We start from the raw sequence: 16,387 nt of genomic DNA on the forward strand, positions 1-16,387 counted from the left end.
ATCGCCTCAGATGACGAGGATGTTGGGCTTTTTCGAAGTCTGAGCCAGAGCTTTTGGCACGGCCGGCAGCATTGATGCTACCAGCAACGAACAGCCGCTGAGCAATAGGTCGCGCCGTTTCATCCGTCCGCCCGTTTGCTGCACTCCGTGCCGGCGATCACTACCATGATTACCACTCATGACGAGCTTCCCATCTCTTGTTCACGCCTGCCATGCCAAGCAGTACTGTCAAAGCTGGCATCAAAAAAGTGTTGGCGGTATTGCCCTTTGCGGCAAAATATTCTGAACAGAACCGCTCTGCGACTTCTTCAACCAGCCAGCCTGGTACTTTTTCATCCAGGGGTAAGTTAGCAATAGGGTCCGCTCGCAGTGCGTGCGCGAGGCCCTTCGCGAAAATCTCATGCCTCAAGGGGCGCGCGCTCAGCCTAGGACCCGCGTCCTCTGCGGCCCCCAGCGTTGTGCGACCAGTCGTTCCTCAATCAGTCGCCGTCAAGGTGACGGTGGTGACACCACCCGCTATGTTGATGCCTTGCTGACCCTCGACGGAGATCGGCTGCAAGGAGAGCGAGCGGTCGCTGCCGCCGACGAGAATATTGGCGCCAGCGCCGGCGCCGAACGATGCGTTGGCGCCCACACCGGCATAGGTGCCCGCCAGCGCGCCCGCCGGGAGGCCGCTTGTCGCCGCCGCCACGCCCCAGATCAAATGCCCATTCTTAACCTCGCCGAGTTCCACGCCGAACTGATCAATTGAACCGGCATAGTTTTCGAGCTTGCCGCTCTGGTCTTGGAAAACGCAGGCAAGTGTCTGCTTTTCGACCACGAACATGCCGATCCCGCGTGACACGTCGCACGACAATGTGCCGACCTGTGTCGAGTTCTGGGCAGTCGCAGCGAGGGGGATCGATACTACGAAGAGCGCAAAACATGCGCTGCGAAGGTAGGCCATTGTCATGTCTCCCTTGAATTGATGTCGCTTCTCGCGATGGCCGCTCCCTGGGGAGCGAGCCACCAAATGTTGGAAGTGCCATTTCCTCCTAGTAGCACGGTGGATAGGGATAGTACCCGCACTGGTCCCCGTAGCCGTAGCGGTAAGGAGCGGTCGCCGCGGCTCCAATGGCAGCGCCGGCCACGACGCCCGCTGCAACGCCTGCGCCGCCATACCAGGCTCCATGGTAAACCGGAGCGTGCCAATAGCCGCCCCCGCCATAGCCCCCGCCATGCCATCCGCCGACGTGGGCGAAGGTGGCGTCACCGACATGCGCGTAGCCGCCGTGGAAGCCACCGCCATGGAAGCCGCCGCCAAAATTGTCGATGAAGACCGCCGCCGGCCCATCAGTGCCGTCCAGATTTCCTTCCAGGACGGCAACGTCGAACGTCAGCGTTGTTCCTTCCAGCTTCGGAGTTTTCAGGGTCACGACCACATCGCTTACATCCGATCCATCGCCGCCGAGCACCGAGACGGTCGCATTCGGGGGGTCGATGGCAAAGTTGTCCTTGCCTTCATCCCACTGCATGATGAATTGCTCGGTGGTGACATGCCCTGCGGCCCGGACCGGCCGGTCGGCGAATACAATCGCATTCTTGGCTACGCCTGTCAGGACCAGTTTGCCGCCCTCCAGCTTGGCGCCGTCCGAGTTGACGACGGCGAGCGATGGCACCGGACCGGTCGGCGTAACCTCGCCGATGGTCTTTTCGAGCGGCACATGCGGCTTCTTGGCGGCGTCCTGGGCCATTGCCCCGGTGGCTGCCACGGCCAAACCTCCAGCAAAAGCCATCAGGCTTGTGATGCGAATCCTATTCATTGCATTTGTCCTTCGCGTTTGAGTTTGCCGGTACTGTCCTTGCGTCTGCTTTCACCCTGATCGAAACCACGAAACCGTGGTCCTACTTCCCTGGAAAAATCTGTTTCCAGTCGGTCTTCATGCTCACCACCGTCCATTGGTTGATCGCCGCGGCATCGAGTGCGAGGTCGAGGCGGCCGAAATCAGTGTCGCGATCGTAGGCGTATTCACGTTCCGCATCGGTGTGATGGACGATGAGGCCGAAACGGGGCTTGGTGTCCATTCCGTTGGCTAGCGTCGTCCATTGCAGCATTTCAAGATCGCCGTCGGAATTGCCGAACGCGGCTATCGGGCGCCGGCCGATATATTCGTTGATGCCGACCGGCTTGCCGGCCTTGTCGTCGATGAAGTTGACCGCCGGCAGACGAAACAGGGTCGGTGCCCCGTCCTTGATCTCGAACCGCGTCTTGATCGATGAGCCGATGACCTGCTCCGGCGGGACGCCGTAGACTTGTTCCGTCCAGGGGCGCATGAACTCAATGCCGCCACCGGACGCGATGAAGGTCTTGAAGCCGTTGGCGCGAAGATAGGCGAGCAGTTCGAGCATCGGCTGATAGACGAGTTGCGTATACGGGCGTTTGAACCGTGGGTCGCGTGCGGTGGCGATCCAGTCTGTAACGATCGACTGGAACTGTGCGCTGGTCATACCGGCATGGGTCGCCATGATGAGCTCGACGAGCCCTTTTTCGCCCGACGCGGCGAGAGTCTTCATGTCGCCTTCAAGGACCGCCTGGAACGGTTGGGTCGTCTTCCATTCGAGATGAGACGACGCCTCGGCCTTGACGCGGTCGAGCGCGAAGGCGAGCTGGACGTACATGGGATGCTCGACCCACAGCGTGCCGTCATTATCGAAGACCGCGAGGCGTTCGGGCTCCGGCACGAAGTCCGGCGAGTCTTGCTTGCTCACCTTCTCGACGAAGGCGACGATGGCCGCCTTCGGTGCGCTGTCGTTCCACGACGGGAGTGGATCCGTGTTGCTGGTGCTTGCCGCGGCGGCCGGCACCGCCCGTGCGGCGAGCACCGAGATGGCCGAGAGCTTCAACAGAAGCCGTCGTGAGATGTTGGTCATTGTCCGCTCCTCCCCGCGGTTAAAAGTGGTGTCATCAGGATAGGGGTGCGGCCACGGAGATGGCCGCGCCGAGGTGGGCGACCATACCGGCCGCCCACCTCCGCATCGCACGCCAGATGGCGGTCAGTCGTGACCTGTCTTCATGCTCCGGACCTGCGCCATCACTTGCTCCAGATTGTAGCTTGCAGGGTCCTGGAGCGGCGGGAAGGCGATGTAGGTCTCGAGATGCTTCAGCCACAACTGCTGTCCGATGGGCAGGATGTTCCAGTCATAGACGTAGGCGGTGGACGGTGACGCGATGGAGCCGCCCATACCGAAGAGCGTCTTGATCTGCTGCCCAACGGAAGTCTCGAAAGGATCACGCTTGATGTTGACGACCTGGGTCCAGGCATAGGGCATTACACCGCTAATGAACCCGGCTGGGTCATCCGAAACCATCGCGAAGTACATCTTCCAGTTCTTGTAGCGGACCGCCGACGGCTCCTTGCCGGAATAGTACAAGAAAGTGTCGCGCGCGGATGGCGACTTCCCTTCCAGGAAGTCGCGCTGATCGATGCCGTCGAGAGTGGTCTTGACGACATTCGGATATTTGCCCGCTTCGATCTCCTTCTTCAATCCATCACCCTTCGGGCCGCCTGCGATGTTCACGAGCGTCGGCAGCCAGTCGAGCGCCGAGAACATGTCGTTCTTGACGATGCCGGCCTCGATGTGCCCCGGCCAGCGAACGACCAGGGGGGCACGCATGCCGCCTTCCCAGGTGCTGAGCTTGCCGCCCTTGAACGGGGTGGTGCCGCCATCCGGGAAGGTGATCGTCTCGGCTCCGTTGTCGGTGGTGAAGACGACGATGGTGTTGTCGAGCTGGCCCATGTCTTCCAGCTTCTTCAGGACGACGCCGATGTTGTCGTCCATCTGCTTCATGCCGGCTTCGTTCATGCCCCAGTCCTTGCCGCCGGGCTCGCCGATCATATTCAGATATTTGTCAGGCAACACCGTCGTGATGTGCATGCGCGCCGGGTTGTACCAGACGAAGAACGGCTTATCGGTCTTCTTCGGGTCGTTTCGGTCGAGGAAGTCGACGACCTTGGCAGAGATTTCCTCGTCAATGGTCTTTGACCGCTCCAGCGTCAGCGGACCCGCGTCCTTGCAGGATTGATTTGCCGGGGATCCGTCGGAGGATGTGCACGCGAGCATCGGACGCGGTGGCGTCAGGCAGGTCGTAGTCTTCGGGTCCACGGCCGCCGGGTCTTCCGCTAAGCCGGGAATCGGCGTGTTCTTGCAAGCGGGCGCGATCCCCTGCTCGGTAGGCGACTTGTTGATGTCGGGGAAGCTCACCCCTTGCATGGCGTCGAGGTGATAGAGGTAGCCCCAAAATTCCTGGAAGCCGTGTGCCGTCGGCAGGGATTCGGTGGTATCGCCGAGATGGTTCTTGCCGAACTCACCTGTCGAGTAGCCGAGATCATTCAGGAACCTGGCGAGGTGAGGCGTGCCGGCCCGCAGGTAGGACGGGCTTCCGGGAATTTCCGGCAGGACCATGCCGACGCGCACCGGCTGCATGCCGGTGATGAAGGCGGTACGCCCGGCAGTGCAGCTCTGCTCGGCGTAGTAGGTCATGAATTTCGCACCCTCCTGGCCGATTCGATCGATGTTGGGCGTTTCGCCGACCATCAGGCCCTGATGATAGATGCTGGGTTGCATCCAGCCGATATCATCGCCCATGATGAACAGAATGTTGGGCTTTTGCGCTTCCTGGGCCTGTGCCGGCGGCGCAAGCGCGCCGCAAAGGCCGACGGCAGCGGTCAACATCCCGATACCGTAACGAAGGATCCTGCGACTCATTTTCAGCTCCTGTTTGCTGGAGGACTTCGAAAAACTGTTCGAATTGGAACGGCTCCAGGCCTGAGTGTCGGTTGCGACTTGCGAAAAGACGCCCGGGCCTGACGTTACGGTAGCTATCGGCCGGCCTCGGCGATATTGTCCTTTGGGGAAGTGCTCTCTGCCCGGCACGAGCATGGCGCACCGGACCCACAGAAGGGCTCGATGCGGCCAGCAATTGCCGGCGTCGTGAAACGGTAATCATCTTGAGGTTTTCTATAACTGGACTTGTGGTACTCGAGCGTTGCCCCGATGACGCTGTCTGGCTAATCTGTTAGTAGTTCCCGGCTTTCGGATGCAAAGGGATGTTCAGCATGGTTCGCGATCTGAAGGTTCGATCGCGCCGCCCCGTCCAAAGTACGGTCTTAGTTTTTTTCGTTTTTCTGTTTGCGATCTTTCTGAGCGAGACAGTTGCGCTGGGGGAGATCGTCAACCGGTCGCCGCGCGCGCTCATCCTCCATCCCTACGACGAAAGGCTTCCCGCGACGGTCATTGTCGGAGAGACAGCAAGAAATCGATTGCTGGAAGCGACAGCAGGCAAGATCGATCTGTTCTCGGAATTTCTCGATCTGTCCAGATTCCCCGAGAAGTCCCACATCGACCGCATGGCACGATATCTCGCCGAGAAGTACTCGGATCACCGCCCGGATGTGATCATCGCTGTCGGCGAGGCAGCGACCAGCTTCATTGTCAACCATCGCGACAGGATCGCCCCCGAGGCGAAGATAATCTTTTGCTGTTACGACAGCGCTTCGAAAATGAAGTTACCCAGCGATGTGGTCGGGGTTTTCAGCGAATTAGACATCACGAAAATACTCGAAATGGCTCGAGGCCTCCAGCCGAACGCAAGGCATCTTTTCATCATCGGGGGATCGTCGACCTTCGACCGTTCATGGCTCGCATCGGCCCGTGCTGATCTTGCCGTTCCCGCCAAGGACTATGAAACGACCTATCTAGAAGATTTGACGATCGATGAATTCGTCGAACGCGCCGCACATTTCCCGGCAGACAGCATTGTTCTGGTCCTGACCGTTGCAATGGATCGCACTGGCCGTAACTTCATTCCGCGGGAAGCACTCGAACAGATAGCGGCCACAGCCAGCGCCCCAATTTACGGTCCTTATGACACTTACATCGACCACGGCGTTGTCGGTGGCAACGCTGTCACCTTTGAATCGTTAGGGCTGGCCGTGGCCGGCCTGACGGTCGATGCACTTGCCGGAAAGCCGATCGCAAGTGTCGACGTGCCACAGACCTATTTCGCCGACGCAAGACAACTGAAGCGCTGGGGGTTGTCCGAGAACGCCCTTCCTCCCGGAACCGTCCTGAGCTTCAAGGAAAAGACCCTGTGGGAAGAACATTGGCTTATGATCCTTGGCGTGGTCGCCGTCGTCGCGCTGCAGGCCATCATCATTGCCGGGTTGTTGATAGAGCGTCGTCGCCGCTTTGCCGCGCAGGGGGAATCTCGCTTGCGTCTCCTCGAACTGGTGCACATGAATCAATCCGCGACCGCGGGCGCGTTGTCGGCATCGATCGCCCATGAACTGAACCAGCCTCTGGGCGCCATCCGCATCAACGCAGCAGCCGCTGAGATGATGCTGCGCAGCGAGAAACCCGATCTAAGGCTCATCCACCAGATTCTCATCGACATCCGCGACGACGATCAGCGCGCCGGCGATATCATTGCCCGGTTGCGAGGATTGCTGAAGAAGCGAAGCGAGATCGACTGGCAGGAGTTCGACCTGAACGACGTCGTCGGCAGTGCGATCAGCATCCTGCACGCTGAAGCCGAAAAAAGGAGCATCGTGGTCAGTGCCGGTAAACCGGCACAGAGATTGCCCATCCGGGCCGACAAAGTGCACGTCCAACAGGTCATACTCAACCTCGCAACCAATGCGATGGACGCCATGCACGATGCGGCGGCGCCGGAGCGCAAGCTGATGTTTCAGACGATTTTGACAGAGGAATCGAAGGTCGAGGTGTCGGTTTCCGATACCGGGCACGGCATCCCGATTGATCAGCTCGGCAATGTTTTCGCCGCGTTCTACACAACCAAGCCGGCCGGCACCGGGCTTGGCCTGTCCATCGCGCGCGCCATAGTCGAAACCTATGGCGGCAAGATATGGGCCGACAATCGCCCCGAAGGCGGCGCTGTGTTTCGCTTCGTTTTGCCACTGGCGCAACGTGCATGAGCCCAGTGAGACCGATCATTCACATCGTCGATGATGACAAGCGCTTTCGTACCGCGGTTGGGCGGTTGTTGGAGGCTTCCGGTTTTCGGGTCGCCTCTTATGGGTCGGGCGACGAAATTCTGGCACATCTGCCAAGCTCCGAACCCGGATGCATCCTCCTCGACCTGCAGATGCCTGGTCTAAGCGGAGCGGAACTGCAGGACCGTCTCGCGGAAAAGGTGCCACTGCTGCCGATCGTATTCCTCACTGGTCACGGCAATATCGGGGCTACCGTTCGAGCGATGAAGGCTGGCGCCGAGGATTTCCTGGAGAAGCCTGCCTCCCGCGAGGCATTGCTGGAAGCCATCGAACGGGCGCTGCTTCTATGTCAGAAACGACGCACGGAGCACGATCGTATTCATGCACTCCAGGTGCTCGTTGCGAGCCTCACGGCGCGTGAGTCCCAGGTTTTCGGCCTGATCGTTCGCGGCAAGCTCAACAAGCAGATCGCCTACGAACTCAGCACGTCGGAGAGAACCGTCAAGGCACACCGCCACAGCATCATGGAGAAGCTTGGAGTGCGTTCGCTGGCCGAGGCGGTTTCGATCGCCGAGAGATTAGGATCTGTTGATTCGGCGGTACAGCCAATGCGCCAGCAAAAGAGTGTCGCTTCCCCATAGGACAATATGCGCGGTCGTGTCTTGGCCCTAGGATCGGGGCGATTGGAGTGCGCAATTGCGGTGACTGAGGAAAGGCACAAATTGGAATGTCCCCCACGCACCGTGGCAGTCGTGGAAGACGATCCGAGCATGCGGAGGAGCGTCGAGCGCCTACTAAACGCACATGGTTTCGCTACGGACGGATATTCGTCGGCCGAGGCCTTTCTCCACCGTGACACCGCGAACCAGATTGGCTGCATTGTGCTCGACATCCATCTTGGCGGCATGTCGGGCATCGAGCTGCGGCACCGTTTGAAAAGCTCCGGTTCCAGGCTCCCGGTTGTCTTCATCACTGCCGTTGATGATGAAGCACTCGAACTGCAGGTCGCCCAGGCGGGTTGTGTCGCCTATCTGCGCAAACCGTTTCCGGCCGCCTTGTTGATCGGCGCTGTCAACAGGGCACTGGGAGGTTCGCCAACCGATTGAACGGCGGAAGGTGTTCTTGTTGGACCTTGTGGCAATCCGGCTTGGATGTCCTCAGTTGGCGCGACCTGCTCGTTCTGGCAAGCAAGGTCACCTCCAACAGCGACCACCGTCAAAGGAGGCGTCCAACACCACGGTAATGGGGGGATCGGGCCATATCATTTGGATGCTTAACACGGGTTTCGGCTCGTCAAGCAATAGCCAGACGCCCGATCTCGTAGCGACTATGTCGTAGTAGCTGCCGCCACCAAAGTAACTGCCACCAAAATAACGTGGATAACCGAAGGGGGTATTGTCATCTTCGACGGTGATGGCGACGGGCATCCTGCCTTCCCAACTACACCGGATCTGCAGCGCCGCTTCCGCACCCGAGGGAACGAGGAGTACCCCCAACGCAAACAATCCAGTGAGTGCCGGTCTCATCTTCAAACGCCCTTCCAACGGTTGCCGAAAGCTTACATCATCTGGGACGACTAGGGGAGGGAGGCCTTGCCAAATTGGTTACTTGATTGGGATGCTGAGGTGAGCGCATCTAGCGGCTCTCGCGGGGTCGATCAGTTGCTGCCAATCGTCGCGCGACCACAGCCCACGGAACTCCGGGAGGTCTTCCTCGGTTCCCCTAAGGACAATAGCGCCGTCAGTTTTTCTCGATAACACTAATTACCGGAGCGACAATTGTCGACATGGCCGGTCCCTATGGGCGCCGAGGCAAAGGTGGGAAGGTCGCTCACGCCCGGCCGGCGCCGCACCTGCCGGCGGCAGAAGCGCAGGTTCGGCGCTCGACGAGCCGGCGGCAATGGCGCCCTTAGCGATGAAGGACGAGGATCGCGCGGGGATGGCCAGGTCATCCGGCGCTAGACTGGAGAGAGTATTTTGAGATTGCTGACGCGCCTTTTCCAGAGGATTCTGGTTTTCTTTCTGGGCGTAGTTAGCGTTTGGCTGATAGTCTTCGTTGTTTTCGATACTGCGGACCACAGACTTCCATGGGTCCTGGCGGTAAGTCTTACGTACGGCTTGGCCGCCTATGTTATTCTGCCAAACGTGGTCCGAATGGGCCTGAAGGTTCTTCATCGCAGACTCATCCCTAGATACACGATCACCGGAGATGGTCTGCCCGGCGATCCTGTAAATCTCGTCCTCATCGGCACGCTTCAACAACTCAGCGATGCCTTTGCAACAGCGGGGTGGTCCACGGCCGACCGTTTGGGGATGGCAAGCTCGTGGCGCATGATACGAGCGTTTCTGCTGAATTCAGCCTATCCCACCGCACCTTTCAGCACTCTCTATCTCTTTGGGCGGCGGCAGGACATAGGTTTCCAGGAGCCCATCGATAACAGCCCGCGCAAGCGCCATCACATCCGTTTCTGGGCCCTCAGCCTCGACCATTCCGAGGACGACATGAGCGCAGCGAGCTTCTGGTTCAACACGGATAAACCGTCGGCCGACCAGCGCGTACTATGGGTTGGGGCGGGCACCAGGGATACTGGATTTTCTCTAACTTGGCTGACCTTCCAAGTTACACATGCTACCGATTCGGATACGAATGCCGAGCGCGACCACATAGTCGGTGAGTTGAGAGCAAAGCAAGTGATCGGGGATGTCGCGTTGCACCAATGTGGTTCACGTTTGCAGACCGGACAGGTCAATCATTACGTTACCGATGGTGAGATCGCGTTCGCCAGCTTGACAGAAAAATGAACAAGGATCCGCGATCGGAAGACTATCCTCGCACCATCGCCGCTCTCCCTTGGGTTCGAGAATCAGTGCGCTGGGATCGGGGGGCTGCGAAGCCGGCAGTTGAGCTCGAAAACCGAACGAGCGGAGAAACTCGATGAGAATTGCGCAGCCAGCCACGTTCTGGATTGTGGTCTCTGTGGTCTCCTTGGTTTCGCTGGTGCTGTTGCGCCAAATCCTGCTGCCGTTCGTCGTCGGTGCATTGCTCGCCTATCTGCTCGTACCGGCGGTCGACAGGTTGGAACAGTTCGGGATTGGTCGTTCGTTCGCAGCTCTGGCCGTGTTCCTGCCGCTGGTTGCGGGTTTTGTCGCCTTTCTCCTGGTGATGCTCCCGGCCATCATTGGCGAGGTCAGATTTTTTGTTGAGGAATTTCCGCGCTACGTCACGCGACTCCAGTCGCTCATTACCGATGCAAGCGGCCCTTGGCTGCACAGTGTCATGGGCCACGAGCTTCATATCGAGCAATCCTCCGCCGATGTCGCGAGGACGATGGGCAGCGCCTGGCTCAATGACTTCTTTCGCTCGTTATGGTCGGGCGGGCGGGCCTTGTTCTCCCTTCTTTCACTGCTTCTCGTCACGCCGATCATCGCCATCTATCTCGCAATTGACTGGCAACGAATGATTGCGACGATCGATGGCTGGCTTCCCCCGGCGCACCGCGACGATATTCGGGCGCTTGGGCGCGAGATCCACGGTACGGTCGCTGGCTTTGTGCGCGGGCAGCTCCTCATCTGTTTCATTCTCGCCGCACTTTATGCGACAGCCCTGAAGGTGACTGGGCTCAACCATGCCATTTTGATCGGCGTCGCCGCAGGTCTCATCAGTTTTGTTCCCTATCTCGGGGCCGCCACCGGTATCTTGGTTTCGGTGTGCGTTGCTATGGACCAGTTTTGGCCGAATTGGGTACCTGTCGCTGTCGTCGGGGGAATCTTCATCGTCGGAGAAGTGCTTGCCGATTATGTGCTGTCGCCGCGGGTCATCGGTCGTCGCGTCAACCTCAACCCAGTCTGGATGATGTTTGCGCTGTTCGCCTTTGGATGGCTGTTCGGCTTCATCGGATTGTTGTTGGCGATACCGATCGCGGCATCGTTGGGCGTGATCCTGCGGTTCGCGAGGCGGCAGTCTCTAGCAGGCTCGGGTCACCACGCCTCTGATGGGCTGCCTGGTCCGGGCCGATGAAAGGCCGGCACTGGACCCTGACGTGCCGCAAGGCGTATCGGCACTCCGTTGATGCATGCCCACAATGCCGGGCAGGTGGCACGCATCCGCTGCTGCGGCCACTGCAACATCAAGCGCTTCTATAAACCACTGGAGCTTCGGGAGGTCATCGGCAACGTCACCATCGAGCAGGTGCGGGCAAAGGTCCGCTGCGAGAAATGCGGGCGCAAGGAGTCGATGAATGCCGAACTATTCCATCCTGTCGGGCAGGAACTGGAAACCATTCGCTTTCGGCGCCTGATCGAGATCAGATGGGAGCGAAGAGTGATATGGAAAGACGAGTGAGGCCAAGGAGGTCCGGCAGCCTACACCCTCGATTTTTGCCAGCGGCAGAGCGCGCTTCGGTTTCGCTGCAAATACCAGCGTTCCCCGAGCTCGGGGCGGACGATTGTGTCATCGTTGGAACTTAAGCCTACACCGATGATCCTGGCGAAGTACACCGCGACATCCAATCCTGCTCCTTGGTGGTCATGCCATCACTGAGTGAGGGATTCGGCCTTAGCGCCTTCGAAGCGATCGCAGCCGGCGTGCCTGTGGTGCTTTCGTTCGAGAGTGGCTTGGCGGAATACCTTTTGAAAGCCATCAACGACGGGATTGTTGAGCCGGGCGTGCGAGACGCCTGTATAGCCCGAGTTATAGGGGACGACCCGGCACTGATCGTGCTCGAATGGGCGGAGAAGGTGACCAAGGCCATTTTGCATCGCGAAGAGGCGTTTCGGCGTGCAGAAACGCTGCGCACAGCGCTGCGGCCCATCCTGACGTGGAGGCGCGCTGCCGAGGATTTCACCGAGGCCGTGCTCGCAATCCTGGACTAGCGTTTTCGTCTGCGAGTCGAAGGGCTGAGTTTAAACAAGGTTGGCATTCTGGTTACGCATGGGCCAACGATCCCGCAGCCCTACACGGACATCGCCGGATTAAAGGCGAGACGGCAGCGGTACGGTAAGGCGGGCCCACTGTTGATTCTGGACGAGGTGGCAGTTGCTTTTCCGGTCTCTTATCGGGACGAAAAGTTCGGCAAACCTGCTAAACAATTGAAATGTTTGGTACGCCCAAGGGGAATCGAACCCCTGTTCCCGCCGTGAGAGGGCGGTCGGACTTTTGCAAGTGTTTCATGTCGCATCCATGTCGCGTGGACCTGCCGATAGTCGCAGGAAACCCTTGGAAATCAACGGTAGCCACTTGCAACATGGTGCGACATGAAATCGGCCGCCCAGGTGCATTCGATGGGACCTAAGCGACTGATTTAATTTGGAGAAATTTGGTAGCGGGAGAGGGACTTGAACCCCCGACCCCAGGATTATGATTCCCGTGCTCTAACCAACTGAGCTACCCCGCCAGGGCGGCGAAAGGCCCGAAATCCACCTTAAATCGCAAGGCATGTCGAGGCGTTCACCAAGGTCGCGCGGATATAAGGTTGGGAGGGCAAGCCTGTCAAGCTTCGAAGCAGCCTGCGTGCCGGCATAATCTCGCCATCGAAAAGCTTTGCCTGGCAGGCAATCGAAAAGGGGTGCGGGGTTGAGTTCGACCGGGCACGTCGCTATGTCTCGGCCACGATTTTTAGAGTTTGAAAACAATGAAGCCGCGCATTGCAGTCCTCGGTTGCGGATACTGGGGCAGCAACCACATCCGCACCCTTAAGGCGCTTGGCGCCTTGCACGCGGTTTCGGACGACAACCGCGCCCGCGCGGAAGGCTTTGCCAGCGAGCAGGATTGCCTGGCGATCGAGCCGGAGCAATTGTTCGTTCGCGACGACATCGACGCCATCGTCATGGCGTTGCCGCCGCAGTTCCACGCCGACATGGCAGTGCGTGCCGTCGAGGGCGGCAAGGACGTGCTGGTGGAAAAGCCGATCGCGCTGACGGTGACCGATGCCGAGCGCGCGGTGCAGGCGGCGAAGGACAATGGCCGCGTCTTCATGGTCGGCCATGTGCTGCGTTTCCACCCGGCCTTCGAGACGCTGAAGGCGCTGATCGACAAAGGCGAGCTCGGTGAAGTCCGCTACATCCACTCGCACCGGCTCGGGCTCGGCAAGTTCCACACCGAGAACGACGCGCTATGGGATCTGGCGCCACACGATCTGTCGATGATCCTGGCGATCACCGGCACCGAACCGATCGAGGTCAGGGGCGAGGGGGCGGCACTGCTCGACAATCTCAGCGACTTCGCGCATCTGCACATGCGCTTTCCCAACGGTCTGCGCGGCCATCTCTTCGCCTCGCGGCTCAATCCCTATCGCGAGCGGCGGCTGACCGTGGTCGGCACCAAGGCGATGGCGGTGTTCGACGATGTCGAGCCATGGGAGCGCAAGCTTGCCGTCTACCGCCACGCGGTATGGCAGGACAGCGGCCAGTGGGCCTTCACCGCCAACGAGCCGTCCTATGTGGCGGTCGGCGAAGGCATGCCGCTGACGCGCGAGCTGGCGCATTTCATCCAGTGCATCGAAACGCGGGCCGAACCGCGCACCAGCGGCGAGGAAGCGATCAGGGTTCTGCGCATCCTGACGGCGGGCACCGTGACCCACTCCGGGTCCGCTTCCTGACAGCCAGTCTTCTTCGTAGAGGAAGTTGCGGCGGCGTCTCTACTCGGCGGGGATATGTGCCGGGCGGGCGGCAAGCCGGCTCAGCATGGCCTCGGCCTCGGCGCCGCGCTCGGAGCGCTCGATGAAGCCGCCGCCGAACACGCGGGCTTCGTTGCCGTCGTCGGAATAGAGCACGCAGGCCTGTCCGGGCGCGATGCCCGATTCGCCGTCGACCAGCTCGACCGAGGTCACGCCGTCGCGGTGATGCAGCACGGCCGGGCGCGGCGGGCGCGTCGAGCGGACCTTGGCGAACAGCTCGAGGCCGCCGGCGGGAACGTCGGACAGCGGCCCATCGCCCAGCCAGTTCATGTTGCGCAGATAGATCTTGTGCGTCTCCAGCGCCTCGCGCGGACCGACGACGACGCGCGCCCGGCCGGCGTCGAGATGCACGACATAGAGCGGCTCGCCCGAGGCGATGCCGATGCCGCGGCGCTGGCCAATGGTGTAGCGCAAGATGCCTTCATGGCGGCCGAGCACACGGCCGTCTATATGGACGATGTCGCCCGGATTGGCGGCGGCCGGCTTCAGCTTGGCGATGATGTCGGAATATTTGCCCTGCGGCACGAAGCAGATGTCCTGGCTGTCCTGCTTGGCGGCGACCGTCAGCCCCATCTCCTCGGCAATGGCGCGAACCTCGGGCTTGGAAAGCCCGCCGAGCGGAAAGCGCAGATAGTCGATCTGCGCCTGCGTGGTGGCGAACAGGAAATAGCTCTGGTCGCGATCGGCGTCGACCGGCCGGTACAGCGCGCGGTGCGCGCCATTGGCGCCGGAGCGGATGTAGTGGCCGGTGGCCAGCGCGTCGGCGCCAAGCTCCTTGGCGGTCGCCAAAAGGTCGGCGAACTTCACCGTCTGATTGCACGACACGCAAGGGATCGGAGTCTCGCCGGCGACATAAGAGTCGGCGAAGGGGTCGATGACCGCCTTGCGGAAGCGCTCCTCGTAGTCGAGCACGTAGTGCGGAATGCCGAGCGTCTCGGAGACGCGGCGGGCATCGTCGATGTCCTGGCCGGCGCAGCAGGAACCGGCGCGGTGCGTTGCCGCGCCATGGTCGTAGAGCTGCAGCGTGACGCCGACGACGTCATAGCCCTCGCGTTTCAACAGGCCGGCAACGACCGATGAATCGACGCCGCCCGACATGGCGACGACGACTCGGGTGGTTTCGGGGCGTCCTGGAAGGTCGAGGCTGTTCATGGTTCTTTCGTTCTGCGTGGCGCCTGAATGCCAATGACCGGAATATAGGTCAAGCACCTGCGCGGCGCCAGCATCTCGCGCCCGGGCGATTTTTGCCAGCGAATTCAGTGTCTGGTGGCCGATATCTCAAATGCCGACGAAAAGACTAACGCGGCGTTCATGATCCTTACCTAGCTATTAGGGTTCGCTTAGGCAATTTTTAAAGCTGTGGCGGTACTGTGGCGGGGATTGGGTCTTTGAGTTTTTTGTAGAGAGTACGATGACCGATCTAGTTAGACCGCGAGTCAAATATGTTATCGGGCCTGACGGCAGCCCTCTCACGATTGCCGATCTGCCGCCGACGAACACACGGCGCTGGGTTATTCGGCGCAAGGCAGAAGTGGTGGCTGCGGTACGCGGCGGCCTTTTGAGCCTTGAAGAGGCATGTCAGCGCTACAAGCTTACCACCGAGGAATTCCTGTCCTGGCAGGCGTCGATCGATGAATACGGCCTTGCCGGGCTGCGCACGACGCGCATCCAGCAATACCGGCACTAGACAAGGCCGGGTCAAAGATAGAGGGCGCGGCCTTGCCGCGCCCTTTTGCTTTGCCGCAACGATCCTGCGTGGCTCAGACCGTCAGCACCACCTTGCCGATCGGCTTGGTGGCGAGAAAGGCATGGGCGGCGCCGGCTTCTTCCAGCGGCAGCGCCTTTGCCACGTGGACGGCGAGCTCTTTTGCATCGATCAGTCCGCCAAGCTCGGCAAGGCCGGCGCGATCGGGCACCACGGACATGCGCTCGACACGGATATTGCGGACGCCGGCGTCTGCTTTGGTGGCGCCACTGACATCGAGCAGCGACACCAGCACGCCGCCGTCCCTGAGTACCTTCAGCGAACGCTGGGCATGGTCGCCGCCGATCGGGTCCAGCACCAGGTCGATATCGCCGACCTTGCTGGTGAAATCACCCGCGGTGTAGTCGATAACCTCGTCGGCGCCGAGCGAGCGGACGAAGTCGAGCTTTTCCGGGCTGGCGGTGGCGATGACATAGGCACCGCGCGCCTTGGCGATCTGCACCGCCAGATGCCCGACACCACCGGCCGCAGCGTGGATCAGCACGCGCTGGCCCTGTTTCAGGCCGCCATGGCGCACCAGGCCTTGCCAGGCCGTCAGCCCGGCCAGCGGCAGCGCGGCGGCTTGAATGTGGTCGATACCTTCGGGCTTCGGTGCGATTTCGTCCGCCGGCGCGACCGCCAGCTCGGCATAGGCGGCCGCTTGCCTCGGAAAGCGCGGCATGCCGAACACCGCGTCGCCGATCTTGAGGCCGGTCACGTCAGGGCCCAGTGCCTCGACGGTTCCCGAGATGTCCCAGCCGAGGATAAAGGGCGGTTCGCCAAGCAGCGGGAAGTAGCCGGCACGAACGGCGCCATCGACGGGGTTGATGCCTGCGGCCTTGACGCGGACAAGCACCTCGCCGGCCTTTGGCGAGGGGGCGGGCCGATCGGCGATGACGAGGACGTCGGGTCCGCCGACGGAGTTCTGGATAATGGCACGCATGGAAATCTCCTGCTGGTTGGTGTGCCACTATCATC

16 protein-coding genes and 1 tRNA gene are annotated in these 16,387 nt (G+C 60.6%); 9 read left to right on the forward strand and 8 right to left on the reverse strand.

Annotation, left to right across the window (positions count from 1 at the left end; translation table 11 throughout):
• Positions 1-475 precede the first annotated feature (475 nt).
• The 4 genes from AC1RUK_RS02965 to AC1RUK_RS02980 form a co-directional block, all read right to left on the reverse strand.
• The gene (locus AC1RUK_RS02965) at positions 476-946 is read right to left on the reverse strand and encodes a DUF992 domain-containing protein (RefSeq protein ID WP_436172133.1); all 471 of its coding nucleotides are present in this window, start codon (positions 944-946) and stop codon (positions 476-478) included.
• An 88-nt stretch (positions 947-1,034) separates the two neighbouring features.
• A complete protein-coding gene (locus tag AC1RUK_RS02970) occupies positions 1,035-1,802 on the reverse strand; it encodes a hypothetical protein (protein WP_436172132.1) in 768 nt (255 codons plus the stop codon).
• Between the two features lie 82 nt (positions 1,803-1,884).
• Positions 1,885-2,910 (reverse strand): HAD family hydrolase, encoded by a 1,026-nt coding sequence (locus AC1RUK_RS02975; protein ID WP_436172131.1) that lies wholly within the window; start codon positions 2,908-2,910, stop codon positions 1,885-1,887.
• Between the two features lie 123 nt (positions 2,911-3,033).
• Positions 3,034-4,626, reverse strand: a complete 1,593-nt coding sequence (locus AC1RUK_RS02980; protein WP_481839595.1) for an arylsulfatase — start codon at positions 4,624-4,626, stop codon at positions 3,034-3,036.
• A gap of 470 nt (positions 4,627-5,096) precedes the next feature.
• On the opposite strand from AC1RUK_RS02980, the gene AC1RUK_RS02985 reads away from it, so the two are divergent.
• The 3 genes from AC1RUK_RS02985 to AC1RUK_RS02995 all read left to right on the forward strand — a co-directional run bounded on the left by AC1RUK_RS02985 (position 5,097) and on the right by AC1RUK_RS02995 (position 8,098).
• Positions 5,097-6,974 (forward strand): sensor histidine kinase, encoded by a 1,878-nt coding sequence (locus AC1RUK_RS02985; protein WP_481836835.1) that lies wholly within the window; start codon positions 5,097-5,099, stop codon positions 6,972-6,974.
• Positions 6,971-7,633 (forward strand): response regulator transcription factor, encoded by a 663-nt coding sequence (locus AC1RUK_RS02990; RefSeq protein ID WP_481836834.1) that lies wholly within the window; start codon positions 6,971-6,973, stop codon positions 7,631-7,633. The genes AC1RUK_RS02985 and AC1RUK_RS02990 overlap by 4 nt, the downstream gene beginning before the upstream one ends.
• A gap of 129 nt (positions 7,634-7,762) precedes the next feature.
• The gene (locus AC1RUK_RS02995; RefSeq protein WP_481839594.1) at positions 7,763-8,098 is read left to right on the forward strand and encodes a response regulator transcription factor; all 336 of its coding nucleotides are present in this window, start codon (positions 7,763-7,765) and stop codon (positions 8,096-8,098) included.
• A gap of 87 nt (positions 8,099-8,185) precedes the next feature.
• Here AC1RUK_RS02995 and AC1RUK_RS03000 read toward each other — a convergent pair whose 3' ends face one another.
• Positions 8,186-8,419 (reverse strand): hypothetical protein, encoded by a 234-nt coding sequence (locus AC1RUK_RS03000; protein WP_481836833.1) that lies wholly within the window; start codon positions 8,417-8,419, stop codon positions 8,186-8,188.
• Between the two features lie 549 nt (positions 8,420-8,968).
• Between AC1RUK_RS03000 and AC1RUK_RS03005 the strand changes: the two genes are divergently transcribed.
• The 4 genes from AC1RUK_RS03005 (at position 8,969) to AC1RUK_RS03020 (ending at position 11,863) form a co-directional block, all read left to right on the forward strand.
• Entirely contained in the window at positions 8,969-9,793 is an 825-nt protein-coding gene (locus tag AC1RUK_RS03005) for an LssY C-terminal domain-containing protein (protein ID WP_481836832.1), read from the forward strand.
• Positions 9,794-9,926: 133 nt separating this feature from the next.
• A complete protein-coding gene (locus tag AC1RUK_RS03010; RefSeq protein WP_481836831.1) occupies positions 9,927-11,009 on the forward strand; it encodes an AI-2E family transporter in 1,083 nt (360 codons plus the stop codon).
• A 75-nt stretch (positions 11,010-11,084) separates the two neighbouring features.
• Complete coding sequence (locus AC1RUK_RS03015) at positions 11,085-11,333, forward strand: hypothetical protein (RefSeq protein ID WP_481840179.1); 249 nt, start codon at positions 11,085-11,087, stop codon at positions 11,331-11,333.
• Positions 11,334-11,518: 185 nt separating this feature from the next.
• Entirely contained in the window at positions 11,519-11,863 is a 345-nt protein-coding gene (locus tag AC1RUK_RS03020; protein WP_481839593.1) for a glycosyltransferase, read from the forward strand.
• A gap of 444 nt (positions 11,864-12,307) precedes the next feature.
• On the opposite strand, the gene AC1RUK_RS03025 is transcribed toward AC1RUK_RS03020, so the two are convergent.
• Positions 12,308-12,384 (reverse strand) — tRNA-Met (locus AC1RUK_RS03025).
• 237 nt (positions 12,385-12,621) lie between these two features.
• Between AC1RUK_RS03025 and AC1RUK_RS03030 the strand changes: the two genes are divergently transcribed.
• Positions 12,622-13,587, forward strand: a complete 966-nt coding sequence (locus tag AC1RUK_RS03030; protein ID WP_481836829.1) for a Gfo/Idh/MocA family protein — start codon at positions 12,622-12,624, stop codon at positions 13,585-13,587.
• Positions 13,588-13,626: 39 nt separating this feature from the next.
• Here the strand turns inward: AC1RUK_RS03030 and mnmA are convergent, their stop codons facing one another.
• Positions 13,627-14,817 carry a tRNA 2-thiouridine(34) synthase MnmA gene (gene mnmA / locus AC1RUK_RS03035; protein WP_481836828.1) on the reverse strand — a complete coding sequence of 397 codons (1,191 nt, stop codon included), beginning with the start codon at positions 14,815-14,817 and terminating at the stop codon, positions 13,627-13,629.
• Positions 14,818-15,076: 259 nt separating this feature from the next.
• Here mnmA and sciP point away from each other — a divergent pair, with 259 nt between their 5' ends.
• Entirely contained in the window at positions 15,077-15,352 is a 276-nt protein-coding gene (sciP, locus tag AC1RUK_RS03040; protein ID WP_006203587.1) for a CtrA inhibitor SciP, read from the forward strand.
• Between the two features lie 73 nt (positions 15,353-15,425).
• On the opposite strand, the gene AC1RUK_RS03045 is transcribed toward sciP, so the two are convergent.
• Complete coding sequence (locus AC1RUK_RS03045) at positions 15,426-16,352, reverse strand: NADP-dependent oxidoreductase (protein WP_481836827.1); 927 nt, start codon at positions 16,350-16,352, stop codon at positions 15,426-15,428.
• Positions 16,353-16,387: the final 35 nt, after the last annotated feature.

Source organism: Mesorhizobium monacense (assembly GCF_056781675.1).

Coding starts and splice junctions, on each gene's coding strand:
- sciP (WP_006203587.1), top strand. CDS start 15,077: ATGACCGATCTAGTTAGACCGCGAGTCAAATATGTTATCGGGCCTGAC.
- AC1RUK_RS02965 (WP_436172133.1), bottom strand. CDS start 946: ATGGCCTACCTTCGCAGCGCATGTTTTGCGCTCTTCGTAGTATCGATC.
- AC1RUK_RS03030 (WP_481836829.1), top strand. CDS start 12,622: ATGAAGCCGCGCATTGCAGTCCTCGGTTGCGGATACTGGGGCAGCAAC.
- AC1RUK_RS03045 (WP_481836827.1), bottom strand. CDS start 16,352: ATGCGTGCCATTATCCAGAACTCCGTCGGCGGACCCGACGTCCTCGTC.
- AC1RUK_RS02995 (WP_481839594.1), top strand. CDS start 7,763: ATGCGGAGGAGCGTCGAGCGCCTACTAAACGCACATGGTTTCGCTACG.
- AC1RUK_RS02970 (WP_436172132.1), bottom strand. CDS start 1,802: ATGAATAGGATTCGCATCACAAGCCTGATGGCTTTTGCTGGAGGTTTG.
- mnmA (WP_481836828.1), bottom strand. CDS start 14,817: ATGAACAGCCTCGACCTTCCAGGACGCCCCGAAACCACCCGAGTCGTC.
- AC1RUK_RS03000 (WP_481836833.1), bottom strand. CDS start 8,419: ATGCCCGTCGCCATCACCGTCGAAGATGACAATACCCCCTTCGGTTAT.
- AC1RUK_RS02975 (WP_436172131.1), bottom strand. CDS start 2,910: ATGACCAACATCTCACGACGGCTTCTGTTGAAGCTCTCGGCCATCTCG.
- AC1RUK_RS02985 (WP_481836835.1), top strand. CDS start 5,097: ATGGTTCGCGATCTGAAGGTTCGATCGCGCCGCCCCGTCCAAAGTACG.
- AC1RUK_RS02980 (WP_481839595.1), bottom strand. CDS start 4,626: ATGGGCGATGATATCGGCTGGATGCAACCCAGCATCTATCATCAGGGC.
- AC1RUK_RS03020 (WP_481839593.1), top strand. CDS start 11,519: ATGCCATCACTGAGTGAGGGATTCGGCCTTAGCGCCTTCGAAGCGATC.
- AC1RUK_RS03010 (WP_481836831.1), top strand. CDS start 9,927: ATGAGAATTGCGCAGCCAGCCACGTTCTGGATTGTGGTCTCTGTGGTC.
- AC1RUK_RS02990 (WP_481836834.1), top strand. CDS start 6,971: ATGAGCCCAGTGAGACCGATCATTCACATCGTCGATGATGACAAGCGC.